Origin of the sequence: Erythrobacter sp. KY5 (assembly GCF_003264115.1) — a bacterium.
In the GTDB taxonomy this organism is placed as follows: Bacteria; Pseudomonadota; Alphaproteobacteria; order Sphingomonadales; family Sphingomonadaceae; genus Erythrobacter.
Genome location: NZ_CP021912.1, coordinates 1,735,371 through 1,750,166, shown reverse-complemented (window position 1 = coordinate 1,750,166; position 14,796 = coordinate 1,735,371). Strand labels below are relative to the sequence as shown.

The window sequence follows — 14,796 nt, the reverse complement described above, 5'->3', positions numbered from 1 at the left end:
TCAGTCAGCAACCCTAAGACCGCTGAGCAAGATCGAGCGCGATATCCACGATCATATCCTCTTGGCCCCCGACCATTTTGCGCCGTCCCACCTCCTCAAGGATCGTGCGCGTATCGATCCCGTTGTCCTGCGCAGCCTTTTCGGCGTGACGAAGGAAGCTGGAATAAACGCCCGCATAGCCAAGCGTTAGGGTTTCCCGATCAACGCGTACCGGGCGGTCCTGCAGGGGACGGACCAGATCTTCGGCGGCATCCATCAGCCCATGCAGGTCGCACCCGTGTTCCCAGCCGTACCGATCCGCCGCAGCGATAAAAACCTCGAGAGGAGCGTTTCCTGCGCCCGCGCCCATCCCGGTCAAACTTGCATCGACGCGGACAGCACCGTTCTGAACCGCGACGATAGAGTTGGCGACACCGAGGGACAGATTGTGGTGCGCATGGACCCCGCGCTGCGTTTCCGGTTTCAGCACTCGATCATAGGCTTTAAGCCGTTCGGCATATTGATCCATGTGCATCGCACCGCCGCTATCAGTCACATACACGCAGTGGGCGCCGTAGTTTTCCATCAGCTTCGCCTGCCCGGCGAGGGTTTCAGGGTCGGCCATGTGGCTCATCATCAAGAAACCCGAAACATCCATATCGAGAGCACGCGCCGCCTCGATATGCTGTTTGGCGACGTCGGCTTCGGTGCAATGGGTCGCGACCCTCACCGAGCGCACCCCCAGTGCATGAGCCTGTTTCAAGTCATGGACCGTCCCGATCCCGGGCAAGAGAAGCGTCGTGAGAACTGCATGTTCGAGCACGTCGGCTGCGGCTTCGATCCAGTTCCAATCGGTGTTGGAGCCGAAACCGTAATTGAAGCTAGACCCCTGCAAGCCGTCGCCGTGAGCGATTTCGATCGCATCGACCCCAGAGGCGTCGAGAGCCTTGGCGATCTGTTGGACATGCGAGATTGAATATTGATGCCGGATGGCATGCATCCCGTCGCGAAGGGTGACATCCTGAATGTAAAGTCTGGTTTTGGGCTGTGTCGCGCTCATGCTGCCGCTCCTTCGGTAAGGCGCGCAGCCATTTTCTCTGCCGTCTTCATCGCAGCGGAGGTCATGATGTCAAGATTGCCAGCGTAGGCGGGCAAGTAATGCGCCGCGCCTTCGACTTCGAGGAACACCGAGACTTTCAGCCCGGTGAACTTGGCGTCCATTTCGGGGATATATAGGGGCCGGTTTGATCCGATGTGCTCGAATTGCACCGCCTGTTTGAGACGATAGCCCGGCACGTAGGATTGGACCTGCCGGACCATGTCTTCGACGCTATCGCGGATGGCTTCACGATCAGCCTCCTCGCACAGGCAATATATTGTGTCGCGCATGATGAGCGGCGGCTCCGCTGGGTTCAGAATGATGATGGCTTTGCCGCGAGAGGCCCCTCCGACATCTACAATTGCCTGCGAGGTGGTCTCGGTAAATTCGTCGATGTTTGCGCGGGTGCCGGGCCCTGCGCTTTTGCTCGCGATGGAGGCGACAATCTCTCCGTAATGGACCTTGGCGACCTTTCCGACGGCGGCGACGATGGGAATCGTGGCCTGCCCGCCGCAGGTAACCATGTTCACATTATCTGCGTCAAGATTGGCGTCGCCATTGATTGGAGGGATAACGTAGGGACCGATGGCGGCGGGGGTTAGATCGACCATTCGCTTCCCGGCAGCCAGCGTCGCTTCGCTGTGCCGTTTGTGTGCAGCGGCGCTGGTCGCGTCGAAGACGATCTCGATATCCTGCCATTCGGGCAATGCAACGAGCCCATCGATCCCTTCGTGCGTGACGGCAATCCCCATCCTCTTGGCCCGCGCAAGGCCATCCGATGCGGGATCAATGCCCACCATGGCCGCAACCTCAAGGACGTCGGACAGGCGCTTGATCTTGATCATGAGATCGGTGCCGATATTGCCCGAACCAATGATCGCAACCTTCGTTTGTTTGCCCATCATTCTTCTCCAGGTGATGGCAGCCGCAGTGCCCCAGCGCTGCGCCGTATCGCGCCAATGCAGTCGAGCGCCGGGGTCCGAACCGGTTCAGTCGTGCAAGGCGTTAGAAGCGCCTCATGACCGAGAACCCAGCTTCAAACGGTCGGCCAACCTGCACCTCGGCGTAACCCTGATCGGTCAGATCAGCGAAACCGCCGACGATATAGGATTGGTCGGTGATGTTCTGGGCAAAGAGCGAGACGAGCCATGACCCGCTATACGATTCCCAATTGAGCGATGCGTTGAGCAGGGCGTAGTCAGGCTGGAAAATCGCCGGGGTGTTGGCCGCATCGAGGAAGACCCCGTCGCGCCATGAAAGATCGACGCGCGGCGTTAGCGTGCCCGGCCCCACATTTTCGATCTCATAGGAAATTCCGAAATTCGCGCTCCATTCGGGCACTTGCGGAAACTCGCTGTCGAGATTGACACCAGTCACCAGCACCGCTGGATCGAGGCTCGTGAATCTCGCATCGAGATAACCGACAGCTGCCCGGATGTTGAGTCCGTCTGCGGGAAGCGCCTCCAGTTCGAGCTCGAATCCCTTGATCTCAGCATCCCCCGCATTCTCCGTCAGCGGCTGCACCCCGCGAAACACGATGGTCTGAATATCGGCGTAGTCGGTGTAGAACCCGGCACCGTTGAAACGAACGAGGCCGCCGGCCAGAGTTGACTTGAAGCCAACTTCGTAGCTGGTCGCGAACTCCGGTCCAAACGAGGGGGGTGCAGGCAGTGGCGGGAAGATGCGTTGTGTAAAACCCCCTGATTTGAAGCCTTCCGAGTAGGTCGCATAGACCATCAGTTCAGGCACGATGTCGTAAGAAATATTGAACATCGGCTGGACTTCGCTGATATCGATCTCGCTGACCGTAAACGGCACCAGCCGGAAGCCCGGGACAGAACCGGGCGGGAAGGCTCCGGTCACGTCGCGCGTGATGAACTGATCAGGCAAGAAGGTCTTGGTCTCCTCCGTCCAGCGCAAGCCTGCAGTGAACGCCAGCTGATCGGTAATGTCCCAAGTAGCCTGTCCGAACATTGCCAAGTTCTCATTGTCGACCGATCCGCCACTCTGGAAGGAGACAACGGGGAAGTCGATAAAGCTCAGGTTTTCGCCTTTCTCGCTAAAGTAGAAACCGCCCAAGACATAACGGACACGTTCATCGAACAGAGAGCCGAGGAATTGAATTTCCTGACTGAACTGCTCATGCTCGAAAGTGTCTGACGTGTTCTGGATGACAAAAGGCGTATGGTCGCCATCGCGGTTTCCGACCGCCGAAGTATCCCGATAGCCGGTGATCGACTTGATGGTGAGTCCGTCACTCACCTCCCAATTGATCGTGGCCGAGACGCCGAGGACTTCGGTGCTCTGGAACGAGTTGAAGGTCCCTCGCTCTTCGAACAGATCGTCCGCTTCATATTGGGAATTCAAACATGCCGGGTTGTCGAGGGGGCTAGGCGGAGGAACGCAAGGTGGTCCCACCAAAGCTCCGTTTACGAAGGACGGGAAAGCTGCCGACTCGACGATCTGAACGACATTTGCCGGAGGAGAGGTCCCCTCGGAGTCCAGATACTCGGCGATGACATCAACCGTGACCCTGTCCGACGGCTCAAAGCTGATCGCTCCGCGTATCGCAATGGATTCCTCGTCGCCCAGAGTGGTACCATCGGTAATCCGGTCCACCCATCCATCGCGGTCACGGTACAAGACGCCCAATTTTGCAGCGATGGAATCGCCCAGCGGTCCTTCCACCTGAACGCGTGCATCGACGCGATCAAAAGAACCAACCGTAAGCTCTGCCTCACCCTGGAAAGTGCGCGAGGGTTTGCGAGAAACCATGCTGATCGCACCACCGATCGTATTGCGACCAAAAAGCGTTCCCTGGGGTCCACGCAGAACCTCCACCCGTTCCAGGTCGATCAATTCGATGATCGAGCCTATCGAACGAGCGATGTAAACGCCGTCGACATAGAGGCCTACGCCCGGATCAGTGTTAAGCAGGAAGTCGAGCTGACCGATGCCGCGAACGAAGTAGGACCCTGCGGAGCTGTTACCTGACACGCCCTGCCCCTGCGAAACGACGAGATTTGGCGCGATCCGGTCGAGCCCCACTGTCGAATCGATCTGGCGTGCCTGAAGCTCGTCTCCTGTCAAGGCTGTGATGGCGATCGGGGTCTCCTGGATGTTTTCTTCGAACTTGCGCGCCGTTACGATGATAACGCCTAGCGAGTCACTCTCGGGTGCCTGCCCGGTTTCCTGCACCGAGGAAGAGATTTCTTCGGCCTGTTGAGCCAAAGCAGGTGCTGAGTATCCCAGCGAAATTGCCAAGGCTGCGAGCGACGAAGACAGCGTTACGCTGAACTTTGATCCGGTAGTTGTAGTTCTCACGATTTTTCCCCTCAAGCAGCTGTTTTTACGGCAGCTATCCCTCCCATGCCGGTCATCCATTCGACCATCGGTTCGTAGTAGAGGACCTCGGATCTCTCCGCGCCAACGGCGCCTGCCATGAACAGCCAATGGATGATCTCAAGGCCGCCATTCCCACTGGCGAGCTCGATCTCCGCAGGAGTCAGGTTTACGTATTTTTCGAAGCGACCTTCTTCGAAATCAGCCAGCAATGTGCGGTCCCAACCCTCGTTGACGCCGACATGGCGCTCTCCGACCCAGTGCGACAAACCACCGGCTCCCAAGACGACGACCCGCTCCACTGTCGTGCAGCTTTCGGTAACGAAGCGATTGACTTCGCGCGCCAAATCCCAGCACCGACGCGGTGTCGGGGTCGGCTTCATGATGAGATTGAGATAAAGCGGAACGAGTGGGATGGTGTTGTCGGGATCGGCGAACAGCATCGGCACGCTGACGCCGTGATCTGGATTAAGTTTTTCGATCTTGGCAAGGTCAAATCCGTTACCTGCCGTGTGGCCGAGCAATTCTTCGGCGAAGGCCCGATGCCCCGGGCGCGGCACCTGCGGCACTCCGAGGTCGCCAAATGGCGTGTACGTGTCGGCCACACCTATCGAGAACGGCGCCTGCATGGCCAACGACTCATTGAACATGTGGTCATTGGTCGCGACGAGAATGACGTCGGGTTTAAGCGAGCGAATGCGCTTTCCGATTTCGACCATGCCCTCGACAACACGGTTAGCCTGGTCTTCCACGCCATTGGACGACATGAGAATATGCGAGCTGGCAAAGCCCCCTACGATCTCAGCCATTGGCTGCACCCTCCTTGAAACGAGGCAGATATTCCTCGACCGACATGGTCGCGGCGACTTCCGGCTGAGACGCCATGCTCCAATGCATCCGCAGGAGGGGATGGACCGCAACCCCCTCGAGTGCCTCGATACTGCCGTCCTCGAGAGCTGCGATTTCCTGGTCAGAGAGGCCAAACTCGGCGAACACTGCCGCCGCATCGGCCATGAAGCGATCACGCAACTGTGGATCACCTGTCAGTTGGCGGATCATCTGATTAAGCTGGTGGTGCTGGTTTTGCCGTGGGTTGCTCATAGCTGCTCCTCGTCGATCTGCAGGAAAGAGGTCACCACATCGACGAATTCCTCGGGGGCTTCGATCATCACCCAGTGGCCGATATGCGGCATGAAATAACCGCGTGAGTTTTCCAGCAATTCGAGGAACCGCACGCCCCTGTCGAACGGCACGACCAGATCGTCCTTTCCGCTTACGACAAGCGTCTGATGCTTGACGGCGGCGATCGCGTCTTCCTCGTAGAACAGGCCGCCCTGCTCCCCGATCCACGCCATGGTTTTTCCGTAGGCCGCCCTGGCATCGGGCCGAATGGAACTCTCATAGCGCGATGCGAGGATTTCCTCGGTCGCCTCGTATTTCGGACCGGTTAGAGCGGCGACAAGACGGCGCATCCCCTCAAACGTGAAGTCATAATTCAGGATTGGCGCCATTGAAGGAGTGATCTGCGCGTTCAGCCCAGCGCTTCCCATCAAGACCAGCCGGTCTATCAGCTCGGGACGCTCCATTGCCACCCCGAGAGCGGTTGCCCCGCCCATCGAATTGCCGACGATGCAGGCAGGACCAAGGCCCATGCCTTCGATAAAGGCAGCCATGTGTCGATTGCGCGCGCCTTGGCTGTATTCGAATTCGCCGCCGGGCTTTTCGGTGTCACCAAAGCCGACCATTTCCGGCGCAATGACGTGGAAGTTCTCAGTGAACAGGGGAATGCAAGCTGCCCAGTTACCCATTGCGTTTGCTCCGGCCCCACCCCCGTGGACGAGGATGACGGTCTGAGCATTTGGATCGCCCGCTTCAAGATAATGTGTCTCGATCCCGTCGGCGACGAAATAACGCGATTCTGCCACCTGCGATGCGGGCACCGACGCTTCAGGCTGGATCGACATGCTTGGGCTCCTGCAATCCGCGATTGTGCTTGTGAGCGAGCCTGCGCCATTTCACGATGTTCTCGTCGGCTTCGAACAATTGCTCGTTCACCCAACCCGAACCGTCGGCGTAGAATGGCTGTGTTGCTTCGCGGGCCCAGATGTCATCTTCGTTGAAGCCGATAAGGGCTTCGGGGACCCAGCGCTCCTCGAATTCCTTCGCGAAGGCCTGCTCCTCCTCCTCGTTTTCGGTATATTTGCCCAAGAACTGGAAGTAGACGTGACGCTCACCATCGATCGGCACGTACCATTCGAATTGCTTGAGCTCTGGTACCGGCCAAGGCTTGATACACAGCGCACATGGCAGCCACATGGAAATGCTGTGAGGCAGCAGGTTCTTGCCATCCGCTGCGCCCGACAACACGCCCTCGCCCTCGATTTTCCCCTCGAAAACCGGATTGACCGTCTCCGGCGAGAACAGGTCGAATACGCCTTTGGGTCCACCATCTTCGTCTTGGATTTTGAAGGACTCCTTCCCGGTGGGCACCAGACCCAGAGGTAAGGCCAGGTCGGCATGCTTTACCAGTGTCGAGTTTTTATGGATGAAGATGTGAGTCGAATCGAAACCGTTCTCGCAGCCAACGCGCCAATTCGAAGCAACCTCCTGGCGTCGCCCACAAACGGTGAAGCCTTCCTCCAGAAAGTCCGGGGGGACATCATGCGAAAGAGGCGGGACATCGAAGTACTCGTCTCCGACAAAGACAAACACGACACCCTTGGCCTCTGTGACCGGATATGTGCGGATACGACGCGTGCCGATGATCTTGCTATCGGGGACGCCAACGATGCCATTAAGCTGACCATCTTCGTAGCGATAGGTGAAACCGTGGTACCAACAGGTTACGGTCCCTTTTTTGTAGCATTCCAGGTGCCGCGAGAACCTCACGCCTTTGTGAAGGCACTGATCTTTGATCGCCTTCACTTCACCTTCGAGGCGATTGAAAAGGATGTTTTCGCCGCAAACGGTTGCAGCGACCGGGTTATCCTCAGTCAATTCGCTGCTCAGCAGGACGGGGTACCAGTGATTCCTGAAGCCGTATTTTGCCGCCACATAATCTTTGCCAACGCGAACCTTTTCAATGATCTCTGGTTCAACAAAGCCGCCGCTGGTCATGTCGCTTCTCCCTATTTCGAGACGACGCATAAAACCGGCAAAAATGAATTGCAAACAAAATCGTCAGACATTATTGGTCGATGTAATTAGGAGACGAACTTGACTGTACCAATGACCGAAGTTGCGAGCATCAAGATTGGGCGCTCCGTAGCCGATCGCCTGCGTGATCGGATTCTGGGCGGCGAACTGGTGCCGGGACAACGCCTCGTCGAAGCGGAGTTCATGCGCGAATACGATGTCGGTCGCAGCGCCGTGCGCGATGCATTCATGCAGCTTGAAAGCGACGGTCTCGTCGAGCTCAAGCACCAGCGCGGCGCCAGAGTCGTGCGACTCAATCGAGTCGAAATTGCCGATCTTTTCGGAGTGCGCGAACAGCTCGAAGGTTACGCCGCAAGGCTCGCCGCAGACAGGGTCGACGAGGCCGGGCATCGTGATTGGCTACTGGCGCAGAAAGCGATCTGGGAAGGCAAAGACGTGCTCTACAATGAGCGCACGCACATGGACAAAAACATGCCGCTTCATGAAGGCATCATCCAGATGAGCGGCAACAAGTGCCTCGTGGAAACTCTCAAACGGCTCCACATTCCTGTCTACCGGAAGCGCTTCCTCGATCAGCTTGTAGTGGAACGACGCGAGCAATCGATCGCGGATCACCTCTCTATCATCGACATGCTTTTGCGGGGGAACGCGGCCGAATCCGAAAACCAGATGCGCCAGCACGTTCGCCGGACCGGACTTCTGGCGCAAGAGATCGAAGGGCTTGAAGGGGCAAAATGACTCACCCGCCAACATCACGGTCTGATGATGAACTGCGACCGGAAATCGCCCAGACTGCTGCTGACTTGCGCCGCGCCTACGCGGGCCAGCCCGTCGCTCCGTTGCGCCATGTTGTGGAACCGGATGATGCAGAAACGGCCTATCAGATCCAGGCATTTAACACGCGCCACTGGCTGAAAGGCGGACGAAAGCAGGTGGGCCATAAGATTGGCCTGACATCCAAAAGCGTTCAGCAACAGCTCGGCGTCGATCAACCGGATTTCGGCGTTCTGTTCGACGATATGGAGATCGCCTCAGGGGCACGCGTCGATGCTTCGGCGCTGATCCAGCCCAAGGCGGAAGCGGAAATCGCCGTGGTTCTGAAAAGCGATATCGTTTCGACCGATCCTTCCCACGAGCAACTCGTGCAAGCGATCGACTATGCCGTCGCCGCGATCGAAATCGTCGATAGTCGGATCACGGACTGGAAGATCACATTCGCCGATACGGTCGCCGATAACGGTTCGTCAGCGCTGTTCGTTCTCGGGGAAGAGCGCAAGCGACCGGAGGATATCGACATGACGGGGTGCGCAATGCGGATGACCGTCGATGGCGATGTCGCCTCGAGCGGAACAGGCGCGGCCTGCCTTGGTCATCCGTTAAATGCGCTGGGTTGGCTTGCCGCGACTCTCTCGCAGCAGGGCGAGCATTTGCGTGCCGGCGACATCATTCTGACCGGAGCTCTGGGTCCGATGATCACGTTGCAGGAGAGTGCGCATATCGAAGCGGCGATTGACGGACTTGGCAGCGTTTCATTCAATTACGACAAGCCGTCCGGCGGCTTATCCTAAAGGCGATAGCAAACCGCGTTAGGTCGCTCGCCCTGCGCCGGAGCGCGCCAAGAATTAGAAAGCGGAAATCCCCGTTACGGCTCTACCGAGAATGAGCGCGTGGACATCATGCGTGCCCTCGTAGGTGTTGACCGTTTCCAGGTTTACCGCATGGCGCATCACCTGATATTCTTCGGAGATACCATTGCCTCCGTGCATCTCGCGCGCGGTGCGGGCGATGTCGAGCGCTTTGCCAACGTTGTTACGCTTGATGATCGAAATCATGTCGGGGGCAAAGCGGCCCTCATCCATCAACCGCCCTACCCGCAAACTGCCCTGGAGGCCCAAGGAAATGTCGGTGAGCATGTCGGCGAGCTTTTTCTGATACAGTTGCGTGGCTGCAAGCGTGCGACCGAATTGCTTGCGGTCGAGGCCATATTGCCGAGCGGCCGACATGCAGAACTCGGCAGCCCCCATTGCTCCCCAACTGATACCATAGCGCGCGCGATTTAGACAGCCGAACGGGCCTTTCAATCCCTGAACATCGGGCAGTAGCGCATCCCGCGGAACGCGCACTTCGTCCATAACGATCATGCCGGTTGTCGATGCACGAAGCGAAATCTTGCCTTCGATCTTTGGTGCAGCGAGTCCCTTCATGCCCTTTTCGAGGATGAAGCCGCGGATACCGCCTCCATGCGCTTCGGATTTTGCCCAGACGATGAACACATCGGCGAATGGCGCATTGGAAATCCACGTCTTCGATCCCGACATGACGAAATCGTCACCGTCGGCCTTCGCATAGGTCCGCATTCCTGCTGGATCCGAGCCGGCGTCGGGTTCGGTCAGCCCGAAACAGCCGATCAGATCCCCGCTGGCCAACCCCGGGAGGAACTTCTCTTTCTGGGCTGCCGTTCCGTAGGCGTGGATCGGATACATGACCAAGCTGGACTGGACGCTCGCCATCGATCGATAGCCGCTATCCACGCGTTCTATCTCGCGCGCTATAAGCCCGTAGGCGACGTAATTGGCACCAGCCCCTCCAAATTCTTCGGGAACGGTTGCGCCCAGCAACCCTGCCCGCCCCATCAGCGGAAAGAGTTCGGGGGCATCCACCTCGTTTCGGAAGGCGTCGATGACACGCGGCTGCAACTCGCTCTGCGCAAAGTTGCGGGCCGCATCGCGGATCATACGCTCATCTTCGTCGAGCTGGGATTCGATATCGAACGGATCTTCCCATGAGAAGGACGCAAGCTCGGCCAATTTCTGGAACCTCGAAATCTGGGGTTGGAATTATTTGACCCCTAAAATACACTTGCAATGTGTCAAGATGTTTTATACATAAAACTTAATGGAGATGCGATTGTCTATCGGTTTCGAAGATGGGGTTCTTAGTAGCGCGCCGGGAGGGTCGCGATGAGCAAAACAAGTCTCGCAATCGCGATCGAAGAAGACAGCGAGCCCGAAATCTCTCTCCGCCTGTGGTTGCGACTTATCCGCTGCACAAACCAGATAGAAACGCATCTGGCTGCGATGTTAAAGTGCGACTTCGACGCCGGACTTGCACGCTTCGACATCTTGGCGGCGCTGGAGCGGAAACGAGCGGGCATGACAATGAGCGAGTTGGCCGAAGCTCTCCTCGTGACTAACGGCAATGTGACCGGGCGAATGCAAACACTTCTGCGAGACGGCCTTGTCGAAATCCAAAAAGACGAGAGCGACAGGAGAGTATCGATTGCTTCGCTGACACCGAAAGGCATACGAACTTTCAAGAAGATGGCCGAAAGCCATCATGCCTGGGTAAGGGAGATTTTTGAGCCGCTGACAAATGAAGATCAAGCGGCGCTTTATGCTGATCTCGGCAAGCTGCGCGAAGCCCTTAAATCCTCAATCGGATGAAATCGTTATGCCGCCTATGATCGCAGTTCAGCCCAGCAGCAACTTGCCTTTGCAAATGTTCCGCGCGGAATTTGGACATAAACGCGTCGGCGGGGCATCATGAGCCCTTTTATGACCGAGCGGCGCGTCCGCTTCGCGCACTGTGATCCCGCAGGCATTGCCTATTACCCGCGGCTGTTCGAGATGGGCGATATCGTCATTGAAGACTGGTGCGAAGCGATACTCGGCGTTTCTCGTCGCGCTTTGGTGGAGGACCACGGATCCGGGCTTCCTACCGTAACGTTAGCGGCAGAATTCACAGCACCGGCACGGCTGGGCGAGCGGCTGGATATCACGCTGTTCGTATCGGCGGTCGGTGCGAGCTCGGTAGACCTTAGGCTTGATGCGCGCTGCGCAGGCTCCGAGCGTTTCAAGATTCAGTATCGTCAAGTCCTCATTCACACCGCGACTGGCTCCTCACGGAAATGGCCGTCCGACTGGCGCGAGCGCCTGCAGGCCGCGCTCGCCAAGGATGCAGCCTGTGGATGAGTCCGCCGCATCTTTCGCAATTTCCTGCACGAAGGACGCCCGATCTATCTCGGGCGCGCTCGAATTGGAGCGGCCCGCGACTGTATTCATATCTCCATCCACCGGGGTTAAGCATGGAAAACAGCAGCTTTGATGCATTCGTCCAGGACCGCCTGCCGCCCAAGGAAATGCAGCCCGAATTCCTGTTCGATCTCGCTCAGCTCGACTATCCCGAAGAACTGAACGCAGCGCACGAATTGCTGAAGGGGGGCGCTCCCGGAGATGTCGCCGTCGAGAACGAGGACGGCCAGTGGAACTATGACGAACTCGATCAGATTTCAGGAAAAATCGCTTCCTATCTCGTGAACTCTGCGGGGCTGATCCGGGGCAACCGGGTTTTGTTGATTGGCCCCAATTCCATGAAGCTGTTCGCTGCTTGGCTCGGTGTCTTGAAGGCCGGCGGCGTCGCGGTTGCGTTGATGCCGATATTGCGCGCAGACGAGATCGCGAAGATCGTCAGGAAAGCTCAGCCCGACTTCGCAATCTGCCATAACGCTTGCAGCTCCGCGCTCGGCGAGGCTTTCGCGACCGAGAAACGACAGGGTCACATAGTCGAGTTCGCGGCCGACGGCGCCGAGGATCAGTTGAGTTTGGCGATTGACGAGTTCGCGCCTCTCGCCGCGGTCCGAACGGGCCGCGACACGCCCGCGATGATCGCATTCACATCAGGCACAACCGGAGAGCCGAAGGGTTGCATTCAGTTTCACCGCGACATCCTCGCCTGTGCCGACACCTATGCGCGTATGGTGATCAAGCCGAAACCCGACTGGAAATGGATTTCGAGCGCCCCGCTCGCCTTCACCTTCGGGTTGGGAATGCAGTTCATCTTCGCGCTCAGATTTGGAGGAACGGCCCTCACCTGCGCGCAGCCAGGGCCGAAAAACCTTCTGGCGATGATCCGGCGCTACAAACCTCAGGTCGTTGCGACCGCGCCCACCGCTTATCGGGCGATGCTGGAACAGATGGAGCCGGGCGACACCGCGTCGCTCGAGGTCTGCGTCTCAGCCGGCGAACACCTGTCCGAGAAGACGTGGCATGACTGGTTCGCCGCAACCGGTCTGAGGTTGATGAACGGTATCGGCTCGACGGAAATGATGCATATCTTCTTGTCGACCCGACCGGACACGGAAACCGCCGGTACAACGGGCACGGCAGTCCCGGGGTACATCGCAACCATCCTTGATGACGCGGGGCAGGAAATGGAAAGCGGCATCGGTCGCCTCGCTGTCAAGGGACCCACCGGATGCCGGTACATGGAGGACCCCAGACAAGGCGATTATGTACAGGAGGGGTGGAACATTAGCGGCGACGTGTTTCGCAAGGATGATTCGGGAATGTTCTGGTATGTCGCGCGCGGCGACGACCTGATTATCTCGTCGGGATACAATATCGCCGCGCCAGAGGTCGAAAACGCGCTGCTGATGCACGACGCCGTTCTCGAATGTGCGGTCATCGGCGTGCCCAACGAGCAGCGCGGGCAGATCGTAAAGGCATTCGTGGTCCTGAAGCAGAACCCCTCGTCCGGTGCATGCGACGTCATGGCGTTGCAAAAGTTCGTGAAGCAGCAGATCGCACCCTACAAATATCCGCGCGAGATCGAGTTCGTGAGCGAGCTGCCCAAGACCGCCAGTGGCAAGATCAGGCGCCACGCTCTGCTTTAGGATTATCGCGCTTTGCGTTGCGATGCTCCGGTCTGGCTCGCGGATCAGACTTGCGAAGGGCGCGATCCCCGCGCCCGTCGACGAGATGCCAAGACGACTGCCTAGCTTTAGGGCACGAGAAGCAGGGGTTTCCGCCAGCCTTTTGCCAAGCAGGGAATTTTCTCCGGCCGCGACATGCTGAATTCGAGAGGTCAGCTTAGCACACCGAGAGTTCCACAGGTGATCAGTCGAACCTAAGATTGACCACCCGATTGTTCATCAATATCGTTTGCAGATCTTGTCGGACTAAAAATGGCCAAGCTGGCTCGGCTCCAAAAAAGACAAGCAAGAATGCGGCGATGGCAATGTTCTGGAAAACGAGAAAGCAACAGTCCAAGCTTGAAGCGGAAATCCGCAAGGTGCTCCGTTCGATCCTGACCACTGACGGCTCATCCCTTGCCGATCATGACCGGCTTGATGGTATCTCGATCTCGCCTGAGGGTGCTGTCGCCATCGCTATCGCCGTACGAGACAAGGCCGATGCCGAGGCTGTCCGCCTCTTCATTGATGATGCAAAGGAGCGTCTCGCACAGCTAAAGCGGGTGAAGAGCGTTTCCATCGTTCCGGTTCGCAATCGCCAGCAGCCGGAGCGGGCGGAGGAACCCGGTCAAGCGCCCACGATCGCAGTGCGTCGGGGATTTTACTATCTGGGCATTGCGTCTGGGAAAGGGGGGGTCGGCAAGTCGACCCTCGCAGTCGCAACCGCGTTGGCGCTGCGCGACAGAGGCCTCTCGGTCGGTCTATTGGATGCGGATCTTTACGGTCCGTCCGTCCATGCCCTGCTGGGCTGTAAGGAAGCACCGAGCGAGGCGCCAACGGGAATGCAGGCGATCACCGCTCAAGGGATCGAGTTTGCCTCGATGGGAGGCCTTCTCGAAGACTACGAACCGCTGGTCTGGCGTGGACCTATTGCTTCGCGGACTGTCCTGGAATTGGTCAATCAGACGCAATGGGGCGACATCGACGTGATGATCGTCGATATGCCGCCAGGCACTGGAGACATTCAGCTTTCTCTGATCCGCGATCTGCCGCTTTCCGCCGCTATTGTCGTTACTACGCCGAGTAGCCTCGGCCAGATTGACGCGCGCCGGGCCTGTTCGATGTTCGAGCGCTTCGAAACGCCGATCCTGGGGCAGATCGCCAATATGTCGAGGTGGGCATGCCCGGAATGTGGGACAGTCTCTGCGCCCTTCGAAGACGCTGGATCGCGCGCTCTCGATCTTCCCGTTCTGGCAAGCATCCCCTTGCTCGAAAACAGATCTGGCGATGATCAAAGGGTCGTGGACCGGATCAGCAGCGCGCTTCAATCGGCTACCGATGTCATTGCAGAAGACCTTCGCCTCCACCGGTCAAGGGCCTGACTACACTCGCATGGGTCGTAGCACGATGCCCGTCACTCCCGGATTTCGGGAAGGTGCACGATCAAACCATCAATTTTTTTCGTCAGTTCGATCCGAAAGTTGAGGCCACTGCCGCCAACCCACCCGAAGGCGAAACGAAAGTCAGAGCG

14 protein-coding genes are annotated in these 14,796 nt (G+C 58.0%); 6 read left to right on the top strand and 8 right to left on the bottom strand.

Going from position 1 to position 14,796, the window contains the following annotated elements:
- Nucleotides 1–13 precede the first annotated feature (13 nt).
- The 7 genes from dmpG to CD351_RS08235 all read right to left on the bottom strand — a co-directional run bounded on the left by dmpG (nucleotide 14) and on the right by CD351_RS08235 (nucleotide 7,537).
- Nucleotides 14–1,039 carry a 4-hydroxy-2-oxovalerate aldolase gene (dmpG, locus tag CD351_RS08265; protein ID WP_111992191.1) on the bottom strand — a complete coding sequence of 342 codons (1,026 nt, stop codon included), beginning with the start codon at nucleotides 1,037–1,039 and terminating at the stop codon, nucleotides 14–16.
- A complete protein-coding gene (locus CD351_RS08260; RefSeq protein WP_111993667.1) occupies nucleotides 1,036–1,980 on the bottom strand; it encodes an acetaldehyde dehydrogenase (acetylating) in 945 nt (314 codons plus the stop codon). The genes dmpG and CD351_RS08260 overlap by 4 nt, the downstream gene beginning before the upstream one ends.
- A gap of 103 nt (nucleotides 1,981–2,083) precedes the next feature.
- A complete protein-coding gene (locus CD351_RS08255) occupies nucleotides 2,084–4,402 on the bottom strand; it encodes a TonB-dependent receptor (RefSeq protein WP_162627662.1) in 2,319 nt (772 codons plus the stop codon).
- A gap of 11 nt (nucleotides 4,403–4,413) precedes the next feature.
- A complete protein-coding gene (locus tag CD351_RS08250; RefSeq protein ID WP_111993666.1) occupies nucleotides 4,414–5,229 on the bottom strand; it encodes a protocatechuate 3,4-dioxygenase in 816 nt (271 codons plus the stop codon).
- Entirely contained in the window at nucleotides 5,222–5,521 is a 300-nt protein-coding gene (locus tag CD351_RS08245) for a hypothetical protein (RefSeq protein WP_111992189.1), read from the bottom strand. Before CD351_RS08245 ends, CD351_RS08250 begins: the two co-directional genes overlap by 8 nt.
- Nucleotides 5,518–6,384 (bottom strand): alpha/beta fold hydrolase, encoded by an 867-nt coding sequence (locus tag CD351_RS08240; protein ID WP_111992187.1) that lies wholly within the window; start codon nucleotides 6,382–6,384, stop codon nucleotides 5,518–5,520. Before CD351_RS08240 ends, CD351_RS08245 begins: the two co-directional genes overlap by 4 nt.
- On the bottom strand, nucleotides 6,368–7,537 hold the full coding sequence (locus tag CD351_RS08235) for a Rieske 2Fe-2S domain-containing protein (protein ID WP_111992186.1): 1,170 nt from the start codon (nucleotides 7,535–7,537) through the stop codon (nucleotides 6,368–6,370). The genes CD351_RS08240 and CD351_RS08235 overlap by 17 nt, the downstream gene beginning before the upstream one ends.
- A 99-nt stretch (nucleotides 7,538–7,636) precedes the next feature.
- Between CD351_RS08235 and CD351_RS08230 the strand changes: the two genes are divergently transcribed.
- Entirely contained in the window at nucleotides 7,637–8,314 is a 678-nt protein-coding gene (locus CD351_RS08230) for a GntR family transcriptional regulator (protein ID WP_162627661.1), read from the top strand.
- A complete protein-coding gene (locus tag CD351_RS08225; RefSeq protein ID WP_111992183.1) occupies nucleotides 8,311–9,144 on the top strand; it encodes a 2-keto-4-pentenoate hydratase in 834 nt (277 codons plus the stop codon). The genes CD351_RS08230 and CD351_RS08225 overlap by 4 nt, the downstream gene beginning before the upstream one ends.
- Before the next feature lie 54 nt (nucleotides 9,145–9,198).
- On the opposite strand, the gene CD351_RS08220 is transcribed toward CD351_RS08225, so the two are convergent.
- Complete coding sequence (locus CD351_RS08220) at nucleotides 9,199–10,383, bottom strand: acyl-CoA dehydrogenase (RefSeq protein ID WP_174214258.1); 1,185 nt, start codon at nucleotides 10,381–10,383, stop codon at nucleotides 9,199–9,201.
- 153 nt (nucleotides 10,384–10,536) lie between these two features.
- Here CD351_RS08220 and CD351_RS08215 point away from each other — a divergent pair, with 153 nt between their 5' ends.
- From CD351_RS08215 to CD351_RS08200, 4 genes are all read left to right on the top strand, one after another.
- Nucleotides 10,537–11,019 carry a MarR family winged helix-turn-helix transcriptional regulator gene (locus CD351_RS08215; RefSeq protein WP_111992182.1) on the top strand — a complete coding sequence of 161 codons (483 nt, stop codon included), beginning with the start codon at nucleotides 10,537–10,539 and terminating at the stop codon, nucleotides 11,017–11,019.
- Between the two features lie 99 nt (nucleotides 11,020–11,118).
- Nucleotides 11,119–11,547, top strand: coding sequence for a thioesterase family protein (locus tag CD351_RS08210; RefSeq protein WP_111992181.1), 429 nt, complete (start codon nucleotides 11,119–11,121; stop codon nucleotides 11,545–11,547).
- A gap of 113 nt (nucleotides 11,548–11,660) precedes the next feature.
- Nucleotides 11,661–13,247, top strand: a complete 1,587-nt coding sequence (locus CD351_RS08205) for an AMP-binding protein (protein WP_111992180.1) — start codon at nucleotides 11,661–11,663, stop codon at nucleotides 13,245–13,247.
- 344 nt (nucleotides 13,248–13,591) lie between these two features.
- The gene (locus CD351_RS08200) at nucleotides 13,592–14,647 is read left to right on the top strand and encodes a P-loop NTPase (protein ID WP_162627659.1); all 1,056 of its coding nucleotides are present in this window, start codon (nucleotides 13,592–13,594) and stop codon (nucleotides 14,645–14,647) included.
- Nucleotides 14,648–14,796 lie beyond the last annotated feature (149 nt).